General features: G+C 42.7%; 18 protein-coding genes and 3 tRNA genes. 14 read left to right on the top strand and 7 right to left on the bottom strand.

What is annotated here, in order from left to right; translation table 11 throughout:
- Nucleotides 1-52: 52 nt before the first annotated feature.
- The gene (locus tag L6475_RS05240) at nucleotides 53-703 is read right to left on the bottom strand and encodes a gliding motility protein GldB (RefSeq protein WP_237823227.1); all 651 of its coding nucleotides are present in this window, start codon (nucleotides 701-703) and stop codon (nucleotides 53-55) included.
- Between the two features lie 251 nt (nucleotides 704-954).
- On the opposite strand from L6475_RS05240, the gene L6475_RS05235 reads away from it, so the two are divergent.
- Nucleotides 955-2,208, top strand: a complete 1,254-nt coding sequence (locus L6475_RS05235; RefSeq protein ID WP_237823224.1) for a DUF4861 domain-containing protein — start codon at nucleotides 955-957, stop codon at nucleotides 2,206-2,208.
- A 436-nt stretch (nucleotides 2,209-2,644) separates the two neighbouring features.
- Here the strand turns inward: L6475_RS05235 and L6475_RS05230 are convergent, their stop codons facing one another.
- Both L6475_RS05230 and mtaB read right to left on the bottom strand, forming a co-directional pair.
- Nucleotides 2,645-3,661 (bottom strand): glycosyltransferase family 2 protein, encoded by a 1,017-nt coding sequence (locus L6475_RS05230; RefSeq protein WP_237823199.1) that lies wholly within the window; start codon nucleotides 3,659-3,661, stop codon nucleotides 2,645-2,647.
- A gap of 49 nt (nucleotides 3,662-3,710) precedes the next feature.
- A complete protein-coding gene (gene mtaB, locus L6475_RS05225) occupies nucleotides 3,711-5,096 on the bottom strand; it encodes a tRNA (N(6)-L-threonylcarbamoyladenosine(37)-C(2))-methylthiotransferase MtaB (RefSeq protein WP_237823197.1) in 1,386 nt (461 codons plus the stop codon).
- A gap of 265 nt (nucleotides 5,097-5,361) precedes the next feature.
- Here mtaB and L6475_RS05220 point away from each other — a divergent pair, with 265 nt between their 5' ends.
- Nucleotides 5,362-5,622, top strand: coding sequence for a hypothetical protein (locus L6475_RS05220; protein WP_237823194.1), 261 nt, complete (start codon nucleotides 5,362-5,364; stop codon nucleotides 5,620-5,622).
- A 128-nt stretch (nucleotides 5,623-5,750) separates the two neighbouring features.
- On the opposite strand, the gene L6475_RS05215 is transcribed toward L6475_RS05220, so the two are convergent.
- Nucleotides 5,751-6,779, bottom strand: coding sequence for a glycosyltransferase family 2 protein (locus L6475_RS05215; protein ID WP_237824025.1), 1,029 nt, complete (start codon nucleotides 6,777-6,779; stop codon nucleotides 5,751-5,753).
- Nucleotides 6,772-8,271: an oligosaccharide flippase family protein gene (locus L6475_RS05210; protein ID WP_237823190.1), complete on the bottom strand. Its 1,500-nt coding sequence runs from the start codon at nucleotides 8,269-8,271 to the stop codon at nucleotides 6,772-6,774. The genes L6475_RS05215 and L6475_RS05210 overlap by 8 nt, the downstream gene beginning before the upstream one ends.
- A 74-nt stretch (nucleotides 8,272-8,345) precedes the next feature.
- Here L6475_RS05210 and L6475_RS05205 point away from each other — a divergent pair, with 74 nt between their 5' ends.
- Genes L6475_RS05205 through L6475_RS05195 form a run of 3 tightly spaced genes read left to right on the top strand, consistent with a single transcriptional unit; the run spans nucleotide 8,346 to nucleotide 11,360 of the window.
- Entirely contained in the window at nucleotides 8,346-9,269 is a 924-nt protein-coding gene (locus L6475_RS05205) for a glycosyltransferase family 2 protein (RefSeq protein WP_237823187.1), read from the top strand.
- Nucleotides 9,221-10,213: a glycosyltransferase family 2 protein gene (locus L6475_RS05200; protein ID WP_237823184.1), complete on the top strand. Its 993-nt coding sequence runs from the start codon at nucleotides 9,221-9,223 to the stop codon at nucleotides 10,211-10,213. Before L6475_RS05205 ends, L6475_RS05200 begins: the two co-directional genes overlap by 49 nt.
- Before the next feature lie 28 nt (nucleotides 10,214-10,241).
- Nucleotides 10,242-11,360, top strand: a complete 1,119-nt coding sequence (locus L6475_RS05195) for a glycosyltransferase (protein WP_237823181.1) — start codon at nucleotides 10,242-10,244, stop codon at nucleotides 11,358-11,360.
- Nucleotides 11,361-11,481: 121 nt separating this feature from the next.
- On the opposite strand, the gene L6475_RS05190 is transcribed toward L6475_RS05195, so the two are convergent.
- Nucleotides 11,482-12,024 (bottom strand): 30S ribosomal protein S16, encoded by a 543-nt coding sequence (locus L6475_RS05190; protein ID WP_237823178.1) that lies wholly within the window; start codon nucleotides 12,022-12,024, stop codon nucleotides 11,482-11,484.
- A gap of 121 nt (nucleotides 12,025-12,145) precedes the next feature.
- Between L6475_RS05190 and L6475_RS05185 the strand changes: the two genes are divergently transcribed.
- From L6475_RS05185 to L6475_RS05155, 7 genes are all read left to right on the top strand, one after another.
- Nucleotides 12,146-13,045, top strand: coding sequence for a glycosyltransferase family 2 protein (locus tag L6475_RS05185; RefSeq protein ID WP_237823175.1), 900 nt, complete (start codon nucleotides 12,146-12,148; stop codon nucleotides 13,043-13,045).
- 5 nt (nucleotides 13,046-13,050) lie between these two features.
- Nucleotides 13,051-13,371, top strand: a complete 321-nt coding sequence (rhaM, locus tag L6475_RS05180; protein ID WP_237823171.1) for an L-rhamnose mutarotase — start codon at nucleotides 13,051-13,053, stop codon at nucleotides 13,369-13,371.
- Nucleotides 13,372-13,655: 284 nt separating this feature from the next.
- Nucleotides 13,656-13,742: transfer RNA gene (locus L6475_RS05175), tRNA-Ser, on the top strand.
- A gap of 7 nt (nucleotides 13,743-13,749) precedes the next feature.
- Nucleotides 13,750-13,821: transfer RNA gene (locus tag L6475_RS05170), tRNA-Glu, on the top strand.
- 39 nt (nucleotides 13,822-13,860) lie between these two features.
- Nucleotides 13,861-13,932 (top strand) — tRNA-Glu (locus tag L6475_RS05165).
- Nucleotides 13,933-14,015: 83 nt separating this feature from the next.
- Entirely contained in the window at nucleotides 14,016-16,040 is a 2,025-nt protein-coding gene (locus L6475_RS05160; protein ID WP_237823168.1) for a cytochrome c biogenesis protein CcdA, read from the top strand.
- Nucleotides 16,037-17,314 carry a serine dehydratase subunit alpha family protein gene (locus L6475_RS05155; protein ID WP_237823165.1) on the top strand — a complete coding sequence of 426 codons (1,278 nt, stop codon included), beginning with the start codon at nucleotides 16,037-16,039 and terminating at the stop codon, nucleotides 17,312-17,314. The genes L6475_RS05160 and L6475_RS05155 overlap by 4 nt, the downstream gene beginning before the upstream one ends.
- A gap of 147 nt (nucleotides 17,315-17,461) precedes the next feature.
- Here L6475_RS05155 and htpG read toward each other — a convergent pair whose 3' ends face one another.
- Nucleotides 17,462-19,522, bottom strand: coding sequence for a molecular chaperone HtpG (gene htpG / locus L6475_RS05150; RefSeq protein WP_237823162.1), 2,061 nt, complete (start codon nucleotides 19,520-19,522; stop codon nucleotides 17,462-17,464).
- A gap of 247 nt (nucleotides 19,523-19,769) precedes the next feature.
- On the opposite strand from htpG, the gene L6475_RS05145 reads away from it, so the two are divergent.
- Together L6475_RS05145 and L6475_RS05140 are read left to right on the top strand one after the other, a co-directional pair.
- Nucleotides 19,770-20,312 (top strand): glutathione peroxidase, encoded by a 543-nt coding sequence (locus L6475_RS05145; RefSeq protein WP_237823159.1) that lies wholly within the window; start codon nucleotides 19,770-19,772, stop codon nucleotides 20,310-20,312.
- 20 nt (nucleotides 20,313-20,332) lie between these two features.
- The gene (locus L6475_RS05140; RefSeq protein ID WP_237823156.1) at nucleotides 20,333-20,731 is read left to right on the top strand and encodes a pyridoxamine 5'-phosphate oxidase family protein; all 399 of its coding nucleotides are present in this window, start codon (nucleotides 20,333-20,335) and stop codon (nucleotides 20,729-20,731) included.
- The last annotated feature ends 41 nt before the right edge of the window (nucleotides 20,732-20,772 follow it).

Below are 20,772 nucleotides of genomic sequence, written 5' to 3'. Positions count from 1 at the left end.
AGAAACAATTTATATAAAGTAAAATACGATTAAACGCTAAAATATAGAAAGCCTACCACTTTCCGCGAAGTAATTGGTCGTAAGAAATATGTCCGCCCGCCAACATCAGTTCATTTGCCCGACTTACATATTCATTACGAAAAACGAGTCTTCGCAAAGCTGTATTTACGACATGCTGAATATTACCCATATGCTGCTGACGAAGAGAATCAGATGGCACAGGATACAGGCTCAACAAATAAAAGCTCAAACAGTCTGGGGCAATAAAATCACGAGTCATCATTGAACGCTGACGCTCAGAATAGCCATAATGCACATAATAAGGATAATCCTTACCCAGATATTTATCCAACGAGATTCCTACTACACTATCACCCACTACAATACTCTGATCGAACGAGCCAATTTGTGTATAGACCATAGGCACAGGAACATTAGGCAGCATACGCGACAAACGCTCGAAAGCCGTTTTCAGCTGATGATCCAAATCGTCCATACGCGCATACTGACGGCCCACATCAGAAATAACTCGCTGAAGTGTAGTATCCTGATAATAAGAATAAAAAATGGTATTAATATGAGCATCCTCAACCTTGCCTAATTGTAAGAGATTCTCAATAAGCAGTCGTGTTTGAAGAGGATAATGAGTCTGCATCTGCTGCAAAGCAGAAAAATCGCCAGAAGTAAGAAAGAAAGATTCCATACGATCATAACGTAACACAAACGAATTAGCATCGTAAGATGTTACATCTGATCTCATTCGCCATTCACAACCAAGGCAGGCGAACATTAGCGCAACCAATATAAAATAGATCTTTCGCACTAACAAATCTTAGCTTCTGTTAAATTGCGTTGCAAAAATACTAAAAATATTTTTAAAAACCAAATATTAACCTAAATAATTTAAAAGAAAATTACAAAATTAGTACTTTTGTAAGGAAAACTTATCAAAACATGAGGTCAAAAGTATATTTACTCTTGCTACTAGTTTCCATGAACGCTGTAGCCCAAACAAAGATTGTCGTTAACGTATCAAACCAAAGTGACAATCCTCGCACCGATCACCCCATCATCATTCCTCTACAAAAGTATGGAGAGATAAGCTCAGCATTGGTTGAGGAATACGCCAATAGCGACTCAAGCGCAACGAAAGAAGTTGCTTGCCAATTAGATGATTTAAATCAGGATGACATAAACGATGAGCTATGTTTTCTTTCAGATCTGAAAGCGCATCAACAAAAAAAATATATCATAACCCTCTATCATGAAGGAGCCCCAAGAAACTACCCTGCTCGGGTGTACACAGAAATGTTGATGCGCAACGATAAAGTTAAAGAAAAAAATCGTCACAACAACTTCATCGAAAGTATAACAGCTCGCGGTGACTGTGCAAATCCTTACAATCTCCAGCATCACCACGGCGTGTGTTTTGAGAGCGAATTGAATGGCATCCGCGTTTATTTTGACAAGCGACAGACGCTCGACATCTATGGCAAAAAACTTCACCGTTTAGAGCTCCAGCAAACACAGTTCTACACTTCAGCCGAACAAAAACAGGAATACTATGGAGATGATGTATTATGGGTAGGCAACACCTTCGGACTTGGGGCATTTCGCGGATGGAATGGCAACGAGCCAACAATGATCGACCCTGTGAAATCACGAACGCAACGTATAATAAGTTACGGTCCACTACGCACTATCGTCGAAATAATAGACAGAGGATGGACAATAGATCCTCAACAAAAGCCATTAAACATGGTTATCCGTTACACTCAGTATGCTGGCCGCAGAGACACCGATGTCAATATAGAGTTTGACCGTGATGCCAGTGACTATGTATTCTCAACAGGAATCATCGACGTGAAAGGCTCCGAAGAATATTCAGACCATAAGGGGACGAGAGCTTGCTGGGGAACGGATTGGCCTGCAAGTGATACTATCAATTGGAACCGTGAAACCGTGGGCTTAGCTATCAATCTACCACAACAGAATATTATAGAAGAGAAAGCTCGCGATCCTAAAGGTAAACAACAACAGGGGTGCAACTATACCTTCGTAATTAAAGCAAATGGAACAAAACTAAACTACAAAGTTGCTTACTGTTCAGCCAATGAGAAAGAAGGATTCCGTTCAGCCAAAGAATGGTTCGATTGGGTAAAAGCATGGAAGAAAGAGACAGACAGTCCTGTCATCGTAAACTACTAAAAGTATTCATTATGCCACTTTGCCACTTTGCCACTTTGCCACATTAAGGATTTTCAATAGTGCAAAGTTAGGCACAAGAAAATAATAAGAATACAAACAGAATATAAATAGAATACAAATATAATAAAGAATGAATATAAATTAAATATTAATTAATATATTATTATATATAATATATTATATATAATAATATATTAAAGTTAAGTCATAAGTATTTTTTCCACCAAGCGCGTGTAGTCGAAAATCCTTAATGTGGCAAAGTGGCAAAGTGGCAATGTGGCAAAATTGGGAAAACCTGTCGTTCAGTCCAGATGCTCTCCTATCGCAAAAGGTACAATCTGAGAGGCTAAACGACACGTTTGAATGAGCCAAACGCATCGTTTTGTTTTTTAAGGGAAACGCACCTGTAGTTGGTCGCAATGATTCTAACCGTCAACTATGGCAGTTCAGAAAAATGCTTACGCCCTTTGACATAATACTGCCAAAGCAAAGAAAATGAACGTTGTTCTGGTATTTCCTGCCCTACCCTCGCCGACTGAATAAGCTTACGATCAGCATCAAAGTCATTACGCCATCTGCGAAAATCACGACGTGCACGGAACACTGCTTTAAAATCTCCCCAATTATGTTTCAAAAGCAGCATCTCAGTAGCAGCCAAATAATCCAGCCACCAGCGAATATGCATCACCCTACGAAGTTCGCCATCAGGAAGACACTTATATAGCATGGTCAAATTATTCCTGAAATTCAGATAGGTCTTCATCGGATTCGATTTCGGCAAAGTTCCACCACCTACATGATACACTTTACTTTCAGGCACACAAACTATCCGATAGCCTCGAATACGTAATCGCCAACAGAAATCGATTTCTTCATTGTGGGCAAAGAATCGGCTATCCAATCCTCCCACCTCTTTATAATTACGCGCGCGCACGAGTAGAGCTGCCCCGGAAGCCCACAGAACAGAAGCTGGTTGATCGTATTGTCCATGGTCATGCTCTACGACATCAAATATACGACCACGGCAGAAAGGATAGCCCAAACTATCAAGATAACCGCCGCAGGCACCTGCATATTCGAAGGAATCGCGGTTAAACACCGACAACAACTTTGGTTGACAAGCCGCAACTTCACTATGTGCATCCATATAGGCCAGCATTGGCAGAAGCCAATGAGGAGTCACCTCAATATCACTGTTCAACAAAAGATAGTATTCGGCTTCCACTTGCTCCAAGGCCTTATTGTAACCCTCTGCAAACCCCCAGTTTTTGTCAAGCAAAATCAAACGACAGCTGGGGAACTTTTCTTTCAGTAATGCAACAGAATCATCAGTCGAAGCATTATCAGCTACATAGACAACAGCCTCCTTTGAATATTCAAGAACGCTAGGAAGATACTTCTCAAGCATCTTCGCACCATTCCAATTCAATATAACAATAGCCAACTTATCCATATACAGTCAGAGGTTTCGGGTACAAGTTATTCGCAATCAGATTATCACACTATGCCGAATGAGGAGTTAGAATTTGAGCTACGCGCAGAGCCGTCTTGTCATGATTAAAATCCCCCAATCTGACACGTAGCAGATGGTTGTCAAACTCAGGACAAGCATCTGCAGCCGACAATTCCACGCGTACATAGTTCTTCGTAAATCCATGCATTGCACGACCACGCGTGGCTTTCTCCAGCAGTACTTCTGCCTCTTTTCCGATATGTGCTTCATAAAAAGCATGCGTTTTACTATCAGACAATTCCAAAAGGCGACGACTACGAAGTTTCTTGTCTTTTTCACTCACCACATAAGGAATGCGAAGAGCTGAAGTACCTGGACGCTCAGAATAGGGGAAGACATGAAGTTGGGTAACGGGCAACGAATTGAGGAATTCATAGGTTTCTTCAAAACATTCCGGAGTTTCACCTCTACACCCCACCATCACATCGACACCAATAAAGGCATCAGGCATCAGAGATTTTATTGTCATTATCTTATCAGCAAACAACTGACGGTCGTAGTGACGATGCATAAGTTTTAGCACAGTATCACTACCACTTTGAAGAGGCACATGAAAATGTGGCATAAAAGCACGGCTATGAGCGCAGTAGTCTATCAGCTCGTCGCTCATCAGGTCTGGTTCAAGACTACTGATTCGATAGCGGCTCACTCCTTCTACCCCATCAAGAGCCTTCACCAAATCAACAAAGCTTTCGCCTGTTGTCTTCCCAAAATCACCAATATTCACACCCGTGAGCACTATTTCCTTTCCGCCCTCTTCAACAGCCTTACGAGCTTGTTCGACAAGTGAAGCAATAGTTGGATTTCTACTAAAGCCGCGTGCATAAGGAATAGTACAATAAGTACAAAAATAGTCACAACCGTCCTGTACTTTCAAGAAATAACGTGTACGATTGCCGCGCGAACAACTAGGTGCAAAAGATGTTATTTCTTTAGTTTTACGAACGAAAAAAGAAGCATTCTTATCTTGTTCATTTTCAACAACCTTAGAGCTATCAGCCTCCTTGCTTATCCAAGCATCCGACAAAAACTGAATCAAATTGGCTTTCTCATTGGAGCCCAACACCAAATCAACGCCATCAATCTTTGCCACATTCTCAGCCTCTAATTGAGCGTAGCAACCAGTTACTACTACAAAGGCGCCGGGATGCTGACGAACCAATCGATGTATCACCTGGCGACACTTATGATCAGCTACTTCAGTCACTGAACATGTATTGATAAGGCACAAATCTGCAATTTCCCCTTTTCCGGCTGTACGAACGCCCAACTCCTCCAACATCTTACCAAAAGTCGAAGTTTCAGAAAAGTTCAATTTACAACCTAAGGTTGCATATGCAGCTTTTTTACCTTGAAAAACTGACGAATCTATCATATATTATATAGGTGCCTTGATTATGAGCACAAAGGTAGCACATTTTAGGGAAAAATAATCCATTTCTGCGCATTATTTCTCATTCGCGCAAAATGATAGCATTTTTAACATTTCGTAAATCACTAAAAATCAACTATTTACAAAAAAGTTACAAAAACGGCTCAAAAAAAAACAAAAAAAATGCAACGCCGTATTGAAAAAATATATACCTTTGCAGCGTTTTAATCAACAAATGATTGTTTTACAGATTTTAAAAAGCAAAGAAATGAAAAAGATTGCATTTATGTTCGTTGCAGCTGCTCTGTTTGTAGCTTGCGGTGAGAAGAAGGCTGCTGAGGCTGAAGTACCTGAGGTAGAAGAAGTTGCTGAGAACGTTATCGATTCAGCTGCTGTTTGGGCTCTCGTTGGTGACACCACCGGTCTTGAGGCTGACTCTATCGCTGCTAAGTTCCAGGCTGTTGCTGACTCTCTGGCTGCTGCTGCTGCCGAGGCCGACACAACTGCTGTTGAGGAGACCGCTGAGTAATATCTAACGGACTTAATGGTAAAATGAATACCGTCAAACAAAAGTTTGGCGGCATTCGTTTTTTATATACCTACCTGTTTTCAAATAAAAGGATCTACAAAAACAACCCAACGACTAATAATTCCTTATCAATAATTCTTTCCCAACAAGCCACGGAGAGTGAAATAGAGCCATTCCTGAACTCGAAATGCCCACCAATAGCGCATTGGTCTATAACCGAATTTATTAATCGTCTCCATCGAAAGCAGAGATCGGTCAATAATCTGCCACGTCCTAAATAGTTCTTTCAAGCCATACTGCCGTTCATCTTTTTCCAGTTCTTTACCATGGACGTAGTAAAACATATATACACCTATCAGATTCAGCCAGCGATGGTTCTCATAGAGTTTCATCATTTCCAACGATACGCCCACATCCGTCATTGTTTGTTTCATTGACTCGTTGGCACGCAAATAGTCAAATTTACGAACCGACACTTTGTGAGTCATAGATTCACCATGCTGCCTATAATGGTATATCCCTTTACAATGCCCCACTCTGCGTGATGCCAGATAATGCATTCTTGTAGTATTATCGTCACTATACAACCGACAGGTTTCATCATAAGGGTACTTCTGATGAATATTATTCTTCACTAAATAGAGTCCATGAATTTTCCAGGTAAGACTGAGTTGAAAAGCCTCCTCACCACTAATCGTCGGATTCTCCACACTAGTTTCTTGCGACAGATTATTAGCTTCAGGCAAATGAAACACAGGCATAGAGTACAATTCTGAACGTTGAGGCCAATCCATCGACACATCAAACAACACACAGTCAATTGTATTCTCTTGTTCCATGACCTTCACTGCTTCCGACAAAGCATCAGGTGAAAAAGAATCGTCGGCATCCAGCATACACACATACTCTCCTCTTGCATGTTTCAGCCCTACATTTCGAGCATGAGCCTGCCCTTTATTTTCAACCAGATGAATTACCTCAATACGACTATCACGCTGAGCGTAACCATTCAAGATGGCCAACGAACCATCAGTCGAAGCATCATCAACACAGACCACCTGAATCTCTTTCATTGTCTGGCCTAAAAGAGAATCGATACTTTCCTTTAGAAAAGCTTCGGAATTATAGACAGCCATTAATACCGTCACCTTAGTCATTATTGCCACGGAGTTTTTTGTTTAACTTAGTCTTCAAAGCATCCCAAAGGGCTGTCTTCTGATAGAGGATCGAAATAGATATGGACAGACTCACCAAACAAAAAATACCACTCAGCGTCCAATATACGAAATCATTATCGACCTTTGTCACCACATAAGCAGCAATACCCAAAGGTAATTGCATAGCAACATATTGTAGTACAGGATAGGACACATGGTAGCCATAACGGAAAAACGCATATAGATACACGAGTAAGATATCAACCAGATAAGCCGACGATAGCGCCAATCCCGTTCCGAAGAGTCCCCAATAGTGATAGCCCCAGGCCACAAAAAACACCATTACCACATCGAACACGGCCTCCAACAGCAAAAACGCGAATGAATCGCCACGTGCCAACGTCAAATAGCTTATTGGGAGAGATATTGCCTTTATATACATAGAGAACACAGCCACTTGAGCCATCTCTACAACACTTTCGAACTCTGATGAAAACAATAAGGGAATAATAAAAGGCATACCCACTATCAACATGCAAAGCATGGGTGATGCAAGTAATATTGCCACCTCAATCTGACGGTTAACCGTTTTTCGCATCTCGACTCGCTGACGACAAACGGCTGAAAGACGAGGAAAAAAATCTGTTTCCATCGATGTAAACACCATACTGGCATAAGTCACAGTAATCATGAAGCCTGCATTATAGAAACCCACCACGTCAAGTCCACCTTCTACATTCAAATAAGAACGGATGAACATTTCAGCACCGCTACCCAGTATGCCAGCAAACACAAATGCTACACCCAAACGTATCATATCCTTTCCATCAGAAAGGCGCCGCCATAAGCGACTAAGCGTTAAGGGAAACAACCGGTAAGAGTGTCGGATTGTGAGCACCATGGCTGCTAGAGCGACCAATACAATAACCGGCACAATACCGCTCATGCCAAAGAAATAGTAAATTGGTATAGCTACAAGCAGGGCAATGAATACATTGTACAATTGAATAACAGCCAATGCCTTCAATTGCCTTGCCCCCTTCAGGATGGCCGTTTCACCTCCAGTAATAGCCATCAAACCGACGGCAGGAGCAAGCAACACGAAATGAAGAGTATGATCGCCCCAGTCAAACGTATAATTACTCAAAACAGGGCCTAACAAGGCACAGACCACCATACCCAACAATGCTGTGAGCAGAGTCCATGCACGCACAACCCCCACATAGTGGGTCAATTGTTCTTCATCCCCTTTATCGTACAATTCAGACACATTACGCACTGCACTGAACGAAATGCCAAGGTTGGTAGCCTGAGAAAGAAAATTGACAGAAGTATTGAAAAGCGACACCAGTCCCATACCTGCAGGTCCAAGGAGCAAAGCCACAATTTTATTGCGCACCAAGCCTATCAATAGGTTTAGTCCCTGAACGCCGCCGAAGATACTGGTATATTTCAGCACATGATCATAACTATCTGAACGATCTTTCTTCATAATATTACTTTTTTCTAACGCAAAAAGGCAACTTTTATTTTGTTTTTCCGTTATTTTCTTATATTTTTGCATACATGAAATTGAGTATCATCATTCCTGTCTATCGCACTGCACACACACTTGACCGATGTGTGGAAAGTGTATTAGCTCAGCAATATACTGATATGGAAATTATTCTGGTTGACGATGGATCGCCAGACAACTGTCCAAAGAAGTGCGATGAATGGGCAATAACCGATACTCGCATCACTGTGATACATCAAAGCAATTGCGGTCTGAGTGGAGCGCGCAATGCAGGCATCAAGAAAGCTACCGGCGACTATCTCACTTTTGTAGATTCTGATGACTTTATTGCACCTGATACTTACCAACCCCTCATGGAACTACTCAGCAGGAGGACAGACATTGACATACTTGAATATCCCTATATATGGCATTCCGGATCCAGTGACGAAAGGACTGTGTTGTTTCAAAATACAGAATACTCTGACATCATCAGTTATTGGCTGAAAGGCTATGCCTATGAGCACACCTACGCATGTAACAAATTATTCAAGAAAGAATTATTTGCCAATGTCTGTTTCCCCATCGGAAAAGTATTTGAGGACGTGGCCACCCTCCCCCTACTTGCCCAACAAGCAAAATGCATTGTCACCACCGATATAGGCACATACCACTACTGGATGAACCCTAACGGCATCACCAACAAAGCAAAAGGCACAGAACTAAGCATGCTTCTCGATGCCCACATGGCTATGGCTATTTATCCAGAAATACTCAATGACAGTCGGTTCTACATGAATGCACTGAACATACAAATGGATGTATTCGAGTTTACTGGCCACTCACCCATCCTACCGAATAGAATCATCACCCCCTTTGCCACAGGCCTATCCTTTAAGAACAGACTTAAAGCTGTAGCTTTGGACCTAATAGGAATAAAGAATATATGCAAACTAAACACTCTCTTTCACAAGATACAACACAGCCGCTCGTAAGCTTCATCATCACATGCTACGATTTGCCCATACAGATGATTTGCCAATGCATTGATAGCATTTTGGCTCTTACATTGCGACCTTTTGAGCGTGAAATCATCGTTGTTGACGATGGTTCTCCTAATGCTTTCATTAATCAGCTGAACAATTATGTCGACGATATCACTTACGTAAGAAAATCTAATGGAGGCGTATCAACAGCCCGCAACATGGGTCTCAGCATGACCACCGGAAAGTTTATTCAGTTTATTGATGGCGATGACTATTTAGTACGTCCTGGCTATGAGCATGTTTTAGACCTTGCTCGCTATGGCCATTACGACTTAATCATGTTCGATTTCGACAGTTCTGAAGAAACAACGATTCAATATGAGGATAGCCAAGAAATGAGCGGACAATCCATGCTGAGAAGGATGAATATTCACGGATCTGCATGTACATACCTATTCCGAAAAACAATTGTTGGGAATCTACAATTCACTAAAGGTATCTTCTATGGAGAAGACGAGGAGTTTGTCCCCCAACTACTGTTACGTGCAGATATGGCTATACAGACAACCGCCAAAGCCTACTTCTACAGACAACGCTCCACTTCTGTGATTCACAACCGTAGCGACAGAGCACTTGTTAAACGGCTGAACGACATGAAAACAGTAATCAGTAAGTTACATAAGCTGTCTGACACTCTACCAACCGATGATCGTTTAGCCTTGGAGCGGCGTGTACACCAACTGACCATGGATTATATCTATAACATTATTGTACTTACAGGCCGTCGAACTTACTTGGACCACCGTCTTCAAGAATTAAGCAGAATAGGACTCTATCCTCTTCCCGACCGTAACTACACACAGAAATACAGCTGGTTCCGAAGACTTGCAAACATCAAAGTAGGGCTTTCCTTACTGATGAAGACCCTACCACTAATGAAAAAAGAAAGATAAAGATCTTTTTTATAATAGACACAGAATAATGAAAATACTCCTATTGGGTGAATATAGCAATGTCCACAACACCTTAGCCAAAGGGCTTCGTAATCTTGGTCATCAAGTAGTCGTTGCCTCAAACGGTGATTTCTGGAAGAACTACCCACGCGACATTGACCTTGAAAGAAGTCCCGGAAAACTGAATGGCATCTCACTATTGTTAAAGGTTTACCGGTTGCTGCTCACATGGAAAGATTTCGACGTAGTACAACTCATCAACCCCATATTTATTGAACTGAAGGCCGAACGTTTGTTGTCCATTTACCGCATTCTTCGGCGTCAAAACAAAGCCATGGTACTTGGGGCTTTTGGAATGGACTACTACTGGGTGAATGAGTGTATAGAGCGAAAGCCTTTGCGCTATAGTGATTTCAACTTTGGCGACCAGATACGTACAGACGAGCCAGCCTTGAAAGAACAGCGCGACTGGTTGGGAACTGCCAAGGAGCAACTAAACAAATATATAGCCAGCAACTGCGACGGCATTGTAACTGGTCTGTATGAATATGACGTGTGCTACAGGCCTAATTTCCCTGAAAAGACACAATATATTCCTTTTCCTATCGAACCATCCCAACCGTCAAATAACCAGACGCTCCAATCAGCATATTCTTCCTTACCCATTAAGGTATTCATCGGCATCAGCAAAGGGCGTAGCCAATACAAGGGTACAGACATTATGCTCAAAGCCGCCGAAGACCTTAAGAAAAAATATCCTGACAGGATGGAACTGACAAAAGTAGAAGGCGTTCCCTTTGACACGTATCAACAACTGATGAACACTTCTGACGTCATCCTTGATCAACTTTATAGTTACACCCCTTCCATGAATCCATTACTCGCCATGTCGAAAGGTATCATCTGCGTGGGTGGAGGCGAACCAGAAAACTACGAGATACTTGGTGAAAACGAACTACGTCCCATTATCAACGTTCAGCCTAACTATGAAAGTGTTTACTACGAACTGGAACAACTGCTATTACATCCAGAACGAATGCCAATACTCAAACAGCAGAGCATCGAATACATTCATCGACATCACGACTATCTGAAAGTGGCTAAGCAATATGAAGATTTCTATTCCTCGTTATTGCAAAATCTGTGAACCTGAAATGAAATTGTTCTAAAATAATAAGCATGCTCATATGAGCAGAGAGAAACACAAAAAAGAGGCTGTACTCATATAAAGTACAGCCTCTAATCTTTCTGCTTGTGTTCTTTCGAAATTAAGCCTCAGCAGGAGCCTCTTCTGTAGCGGGAGCCTCAGCAGCAGCTTCTTCTGCAGCAGCCTCAGCGGCGGCAGCAGCAGCGGCAGCTTTCTTGTCGGCCACCTTCTTAGCAATAGCCTCGTTTACCTTCTTCTCGGCATCGAGAGCTTTAGCGGCTGCTTCATTCTTAGCCTTAGCCTCGTCAGCAGCAACCTTCTCCAGACCCTTCTGCTTGTCAGCCTTCCATGCATCGAACTTCTTCTGGCATGTAGCCTCATCGAAAGCACCCTTCTTCACGCCACCACGCAGATGCTTCATCAGCATAACGCCTTCGCGGCTCAGGATGTTACGAACGGTGTCAGTGGGCTGAGCGCCTACTTCCAACCAGTACAATGCACGGTCGAAATTCAAGTCTACCGTGGCGGGATTGGTGTTAGGATTGTAAGAACCAATCTTCTCAGTGAAACGACCATCACGTGGTGCACGAGCGTCGGCGATTACGATGCTGTAGAAAGCATAGCTCTTACGGCCACCGCGCTGCAATCTGATTTTTGTTGCCATGTTTTAAATGTAAGTGTTTAATTTGTAATTTGATTGAATTTCATGCTATCAACTCGTGAAAGCGGGTGCAAAGGTACAAAAATATTTGTGAACTTCAAAGTTTTTGTGTACTTTTGTGCCGATGAAGAATGAAATTTCCATATTAATACCCGTATATAATACTGTATGCGTCAAGATTGTAGAAGCCATTGCTCGTCAATGCCAACAACTAAAAAGTAACGGCGACAATTTCCTTTACGAAATTCTTGTGGCAGATGATTGTTCGTCTATAAAAGACAGCATCAAAGAAAACAGAATAATCAACGACTTTACGAACTGCCGATTCATCGAGAAGCCGGAAAACACAGGGAGTGCTGCTACTCGCAATTTTCTTGCCCAGGCAAGTCAATACAATTGGTTACTATTCCTTGATTGTGATATGCAGATTACCAGCCAATCCTTCATTACCGACTATCTAAATACTGATGCTCAGGGAATTATCAATGGAGGCATAAAAATTGGAAATGGCAACAATCAGAACTTACGCTATCTGTACGAGAAGCATTGCGAGCCTATGCATACGGCTGAACAGCGAAAACTAAGACCTTATCAACATTTTCGTTCTACGAACTTTTTGATAGAGCGAAAAATAATCATAGCCAATCCCTTTGATGAACGTTTCAGAAAAAGTGGTTATGAAGATGTCATATTCGGTAAAATGCTAAGAGAATCAAAAGTCAGCATCACCCATATTGACAACCCTACCCTAATGACCGACTTCGAAACTAATGAAGCCTATATGGATAAAATAGACCGGAGTATCAACACTCTTCATCAATTTCGTTCAGAACTTCGTGGTTACTCACGCCTGCTAACTCTCGTAGACGGTATTCATCTGGGGATTGTCCGATCATTTATCCGATTATGGCACCGTCTATTCGGACCTATTGAACGCCGAAACCTTACAGGGAAAAGACCTAGCTTAAGAATTTTCAACCTTTACAGATTAGGATATTACTTAACATTAACAAAAAACGACTAACACTTATGAGAAAGAGATTTGCATTCAAAATGTTTCTCAAGCCAGGCTTCGAGAAAGAGTACGAAAAACGTCACGCCGCCATCTGGCCTGAACTGAAACAGATGATCAAGGAACAAGGCGTAGAGAACTATAGTATCTATTGGGATAAAGACACAAATATTCTCTTTGCCTATCAAGAATGTACTAAAGAGGGCAATTCACAAGATACAGAAAACGTTGATCCCATCACTCAACGCTGGTGGGACATGATGGCAGACATCATGGAAGTGAACCCCGACAACTCTCCAGTTACCATTCCGCTTCCCGAGCTTTTCCATTTAGACTAATACTTGTTATTATTCCCCTTCAACAAATAATGGCCATTATTTTAAAAATTTTGGCCATTATTATTTGAATTTTGGCCAAAATTTATTTTAGCTTCAGTCAAACTACCTCTCATTTTTCTGAGTCTTATCTATAAATAAATAAGGTATTAGGAGATAATTCTTACTTTTTTTAGAAGAAACTCAAAAAAGATAGCAGGAAAATTTGCAAGAATCAAGAAAAGTATATACCTTTGCACCGCATTTAAGAGAAAGTGCTTTTCGGTAGCATCAAAATGCAAAACCGAGGAAGTTTGGGTGAGTGGCTGAAACCAGTAGTTTGCTAAACTGCCGTACGGGTGACTGTACCGGGGGTTCGAATCCCCCAGCTTCCGCAAACAAGGTCGGTTCATCTAACGGTTAGGATACAAGATTCTCAATCTTGGCATAAGGGTTCGATTCCCTTACCGACTACAATCCCCTTACAATTTTAAGAATTTCTAGCATCTAATCGGTCGGTTCATCTAACGGTTAGGATACAAGATTCTCAATCTTGGCATAAGGGTTCGATTCCCTTACCGACTACAAGCAAACGAATAAGGAGGCCCAATGATGGGTCTTTTTTTGTTTGTACACAAACATACACACAAAACAGAAATAAAGGTACAATGAGAAAACTAAACTTTGCACTATTTTTCATGCTGCTGAGCGTAGCTGTACACGCCCAGATGATGAATCCCGTTCATTTTAAGACAGAACTCAAAGCTCTTGACGATGCTACTGCCGAAATTCTTTTCACGGCAACTATCGACAATGGCTGGCACGTCTATTCTACCGATTTAGGACAAGACGGTCCCATCGAGGCAACGTTCAACACTGTCAAACTTGAAGGAGCAGAACTGGTTGGAAAACTCCAGCCACGTGGAAAAGTCACTGAGCAGTTTGACCAAATGTTTGGCATGACCCTTCGCTTTTTCGAAAAGAAAGGTACATTTGTTCAGAAAATTCGCTTCACCAAACCGAAATATACAATTGATGCCTATCTTGAATATGGTGCTTGCAACGATGAGATGTGCATGCCCCCCACTCAAGTAGCATTCAAAGCCGCTGGCAATGCACCAGTTGTAAGCGGAAAGGATGATGCAAAAACTGATGATAAAGGAATTGAAACTGCTAACGATGAGAAAGAAAGTACTGACAGTGTAGTCTCTGAGTCACCCGACACGCTGGCAGCCGTTACTTCTACTGCAGGCAATGATCTATGGAGTCCGATTATCAGTGACCTGAAGAATTTTACTGAAGGAGGCAACAATGCCCCTACAACCTCGTGGTGGTTCATTTTCCTTCAGGGACTTTTAGGTGGCTTTATTGCTATTCTTACACCATGCGTATGGCCCATCATTCCTATGACTGTATCGTTTTTCTTAAAACGTAACAAAGATCGTTCGAAAGCCATTCGCGAAGCATTCACCTATGGTGTCTCAATTATCGTCATTTACGTATTGTTGGGACTCTTCGTTACTCTTTTGTTTGGTGCATCAGCCCTGAACGCTCTTTCAACGAATGCCATTTTCAATATTTTCTTTGCAGCACTGCTGGTTGTGTTTGCGGCATCTTTCTTTGGAGCCTTTGAACTGACACTTCCCTCCAGTTGGTCGAACAAGATTGATCAGAAATCAGAATCTGCAACGGGACTGTTGTCAATTTTCCTGATGGCCTTCACACTCACTTTGGTGTCATTCTCTTGCACAGGTCCTATCATTGGTTTTCTATTAGTAGCCGTTTCCACACAAGGCGACATCATAGCACCTACTATCGGCATGCTTGGTTTTGCCATAGCACTGGCCATTCCCTTCACTGTCTTTGCTCTTTTCCCCTCACTACTGAAGAGTGCGCCAAAGTCTGGCGGATGGATGAACACGGTTAAAGTGGTACTCGGATTCATTGAGCTAGCCTTTGCATTGAAGTTTCTTTCTGTTGCCGACCTGGCCTACGGCTGGCATCTACTCGACCGTGAAGTATTCGTATCCTTGTGGATTGTTATGTTTGCCCTCTTAGGTTTCTACCTGTTGGGATGGGTAAAATTCCCTCACGATGATGACAATCAACATACCAATGTACCACAGTTTTTCCTTGCTCTTATTTCACTGTCGTTTGCCATCTATATGATTCCAGGATTATGGGGTGCTCCCCTGAAAGCCATCTCAGCCTTCACTCCTCCTATGAACACTCAGGACTTCAACCTCTATCAGGGGTCTGTCGAGGCAAAATACCGAGACTACGACATCGGTATGGCAGCAGCTCGTGCTGAAGGCAAGCCTGTAATGGTGGATTTCACTGGTTTCGGATGTGTGAACTGTCGCAAGATGGAAGCAGCTGTATGGACTGATCCGAAGGTACAGAGCATTCTGAACAACGAATATATTCTTATTTCGCTGTATGTTGACGACAAAACTCCTCTTCCCCATCCCATTGAGGTGACCGAGGCCGATGGCAGTCAGAGTACCCTTCGCACTGTTGGTGACAAATGGAGCTACCTGCAACGTACAAAGATTGGTGCCAACACCCAACCATTCTATGTACTCCTTGACCCACACACAGGCAAACCTCTGAATGGTCTTCGTTCGTACGATGAAGATATCGAAGAATATTTGAAGTTCCTGAATATTGGACTTCACAATTATAAAAAATGATTGATAAAGAAACCCGCGAGCGCATCATTGCCCTCGTTAAAGAAGAAGTAGTACCGGCCATTGGTTGTACAGAGCCTATGTGTGTAGCGCTCTGTACTGCCCGGGCTACTGAAATGCTTGGTTGTAAGCCCGAGCACATAGAAGTACTGTTAAGTGCTAATATCCTGAAAAACGCAATGGGAGTAGGCATTCCAGGTACTGGAATGATAGGACTTCCAATAGCCATTGCCTTAGGCGCACTTATTGGAAAGAGTGAGTATCAACTGGAAGTATTGAAGGATCTAACTCCATTGTCTCTTGAAGAGGGGAAACAATTCGTCAAAGAGAACCGAATAGACATCCGATTGAAAAAGGGAATCACCGAAAAGCTCTATGTTGAGGTTACTGTAACGGCTGGTGACAAGCACCAGACTGCCATCATTGAAAAAACGCATACCCATTTCAAGGATGCCAATGAAGACACATCCTGTGCCGACGATTCCCGGAAGGCGCCAAGTGAAGAGCCTATATCACTCAACCTGCGCATGGTCTATGACTTCGCCACCACAGCTCCACTCGATGAGATTCGCTTCATTGAAGAAACCCGCAAGTACAATATGAATGCTGCACGCGAAGCCCTAAAAGGCAACTACGGTCACAACTTAGGCAAAACCATTGAGCGTCCTATGGCCAAAGGCATATTCGGTAATAGTATCTATGCCCACATCATTTCTCGTACAGCTTCTGCCTGCGATGCCCGTATGGGTGGCGCCATGATTCCCGTCATGTCGAACAGTGGCTCAGGCAATCAGGGCATTTGTGCAACGAATCCTGTATGTGTCTATGCCAAAGAGAACGAGAACACAGAAGAAGAACTGCTTCGTGCCCTCATGCTCAGCCATCTCACCGTCATCTATACCAAACAGTCGCTTGGCATGCTCTCAGCACTCTGCGGATGTGTGGTTGCCAGTATTGGCTCTAGTGTTGGCATCACCTATCTCATGGGTGGCGATTACGAGCACATTTGCCGATCAGTGAAGAATATGGTGGCCAATCTTACAGGAATGATTTGCGATGGTGCCAAACCATCGTGCTCATTGAAAATCACCTCGGGTGTTTCCACTGCTCTTCTCTCTGCCCTTCTATCCATGGAAGGCAAGTGTGTCACTTCGAATGAAGGCATTGTCGATGACTGTGTTGACAAATGTATTCATAATCTCACTTCAATTGGAGCCAACGGCATGGGGCCCACCGACGAAATGGTACTGAACATTATGACGTCGAAAGGTTGCTAACTGAAGTTTCTCTAGAAGTTTAGATGTAAATAAGTTAAGAAGTTAAGAAGAAAAGGAGTTATGACTTCCAGGAACTGAAACTTAAGTTTAAATAAAAAAGTCCGAACCATTCAATCAGTTCGGACTTTTTCAGTATCTATCCTCTTATTACTTAATCAGATCAACAGAACGTTTCAGGAACTTGTCAAGTGCCTCGCCCTTCAGCATGCCGTTCTGCAACAATGCCAAATCTATCAACTGATGAACGATATCATTACCTTTGGCATAGTCAGCGATAAGCTGCTGGCGTTTCTGCTTTTGCTCATCAATAGACTTCTGAGTATTAGCCTTGTCATCTTTTTCTTCCTGAGTGATTTCCTCGGGCTTTTTCTTCTCAGTCTGCTGGTTCAGAATAGCCAAACGAGCTTCCTGTCCCTTTATCTCACTGTCGATTGGTTTCAGCTGTTCGGTCAGTGCAGCCTGAGCATCGTCAAGTACTTTCTTTACCAAAGCGTGGTCGCTGTTAAGTACCAGATTGAACGAATCGGGCATCTGTCCATAGAAGTTCATACCACTCTGATAGCGGCTCATTTCCTTCATGCGGCGCATCCACTCGTTCTGAGTAATCACCACCGGACGAGCCTCAGTACCCAAGGCATCTACTTCAACACGGAACTCAGCTTTCTCAAGTGAAGGAACCTGTGACTGGAATACCGCTGACAGATTGTCACGTTCCTCATCTGACAGATTGCTCTTAGGAGCTTCATCCTTCACAATCAGACGATCAATGATGTCGGCATCCACACGGGTGAAACGACTCTTCTCGAATTTCTGTTCGAAAGTCTGAATACAAGGCACATCCAACTGTCCGTCCATCAGCAGCACAGAGTAACCCTTGTCCTGCGCGGCCTTAATATAACTGTACTGTTCTTCCTTGTCAGTAGCATAGAGATATACAAGCTGGTTGTCCTTATCCTTCTGCGAAGCCTCAATCAGTTGCTTATACTCATCGAAAGTAAAATACTTACCTTCTGTATCTTTCAGGAGTGAGAAATCTTTAGCACGATCGTAGAAATCCTGTTCTGACAGAATACCGTAGTTGATAAACAGTTTCAGGTCGTCCCACTTCTCTTCATAGGCCTTTCGGTCTTCATTGAAGATAGCCTTCAGGCGATCGGCCACTTTCTTAGTGATATATGTAGAAATCTTCTTCACCTCACGGTCGCTCTGCAGATAGCTGCGGCTCACATTCAGAGGAATGTCGGGTGAATCGATTACGCCATGCAGCAGGGTAAGGAACTCAGGCACAATACCCTCCACCTGATCGGTCACGAACACCTGATTGCAATACAATTGAATCTTGTTACGCTGAATCTCTATGTTCGATTTGATGCGTGGGAAATACAGAATACCCGTCAGGTTGAAAGGATAGTCCACATTCAGGTGAATCCAGAACAGAGGCTCGTCCTGCATAGGATAGAGTGTGCGGTAGAACGACTTGTAGTCTTCCTCCTTCAACGACGAGGGAGCTTTGGTCCACAGAGGTTCCACATTATTAATAATATTATCCTCCTGAGTGTCCACCATCTTTTTCTCATCGCTCGACCACTCCTGCTTCTTTCCAAAAGCTACAGGCACAGGCATGAACTTACAATACTTGTTCAACAGGCCCTCAATCTTCTGTTTCTCAAGGAATTCCTTGCAGTCATCGTCTATATAAAGAATAATATCTGAGCCACGACTGTCACGCTCGGCATCGTCAATCTCGTAGGCAGGACTTCCGTCACAGCTCCACTTCACAGCCTTTGAACCTTCCTTATAGCTCTTAGTAATAATTTCTACCTTCTTTGATACCATGAACGAAGAGTAGAAACCCAAACCAAAATGACCAATGATATTATTGGCATTGTCCTTATACTTCTCCAGGAAGTCAGTAACACCCGAGAAGGCAATCTGATTGATGTACTTGTCAATTTCCTCTTCGGTCATACCAATACCGCGGTCGCTGATGGTGATGGTACCCTTCTCGGTGTCCAAGTTCACACGAACTGTGAGGTCACCCAGTTCTTCTTTATACTCACCCTTTTCAGCCAGGGTCTTCATTTTCTGCGATGCATCAACGGCGTTTGAAACCATCTCGCGCAGGAAAATCTCATGATCGCTGTAGAGAAACTTTTTGATGACGGGGAAAATATTCTCGGTTGTAACCCCGATATTACCTTTTTGCATAACTCTATATTAGAAATGTTTATTTTAATAATTCTGCCATAACATTTGCAAATACCGTGCCAAAGTAGCATCACACAAAAAAAGTACCTTCTCAATATATTATATTGTAATAGACCTCCTCAAAATATATCGCCTACGACTTTTTGTTAATCATTATTAAATATTTTCATAAATCGCTTGCGATATAAAACAAACTCTCTATCTTTGCAACATCAAAAATCGTAAACGATATAAACAAATAAAGAATATGAAGAAGATCTATGATTTCAAAGCTCTAACGAGCAAAGGTAAGGAGATTGACTTCTCCGAGTTTCAGGGAAAAGTGTTGCTGATAGTCAATACTGCCAGCAAGTGTGGATTCACCCCCCAGTTTGCCGGACTGGAAGAACTGAATCAGAAATACAAGGACAAGGGCCTCGTAATCATAGGTTTCCCTTGCAACCAATTCAAGGAGCAGGATCCGGGCAACGATGCCCAGATTGAAGAGTTCTGTCAGCTGAACTATGGCGTAACCTTTCAGATTATGAAGAAGACTGACGTGAATGGTGCCAATGCAGAACCTATTTTCGAGTATCTGAAGTCTCAGGCTCCTACCGAGGAATACAAAGGACTGAAGGCCAAAGCCACCCATGCCATGCTGAAAACCATCAGCAAGAGCGTAGAGAAAGACAGCGATATACTGTGGAACTTCACCAAGTTCCTTATCTCTAAAGATGGCGAAACCATCAAGCGCTATGCTCCTACTACAGAGCCGAAAGATTTTGAGAAGGAAATTGAAGAAATGTTATAACTCTAAAAAATTCATCTGATATGGAAGCAACTAAGAAAGTATTCGATTTTCTGGAGAAGGCAGGAACATTCTACCTTGCTACAGTAGAAGGCGACCAGCCACGTGTACGTCCCTACGGAGCCATGCTCTATTTTGAGGACAAAATTTACATCATGGCTTTTGGAAAAACCAATGCCACCCGTCAGATAGAGAACAACCAGAAAGCAGAAATCTGCGCATTCAAAGGACAGACTCTCCGTATTGCGTGCAAATTGGTAGAGGACAACCGTCCTGAAGTTGGCAGAGCACTGATAGAGAAAATGCCGGTGCTGAAGACTGCTCTGGGAGAAAATTGCGAAAACGGCGTGATGTACTACCTGAAGGACGCCAAAGCCGATTTCTTCAAAATGATGGAACTGGTAGAAACCGTTTCATTCTAAACACACCAAGAACACAGGATAACACATGGAAGGAGGGCTCG

The organism is Prevotella sp. E9-3 (genome assembly GCF_022024015.1).
GTDB lineage: Bacteria > Bacteroidota > Bacteroidia > Bacteroidales > Bacteroidaceae > Prevotella.
Note: the sequence above shows the minus strand (reverse complement) of the source record. Positions and strands in the feature narration are given on the sequence as shown.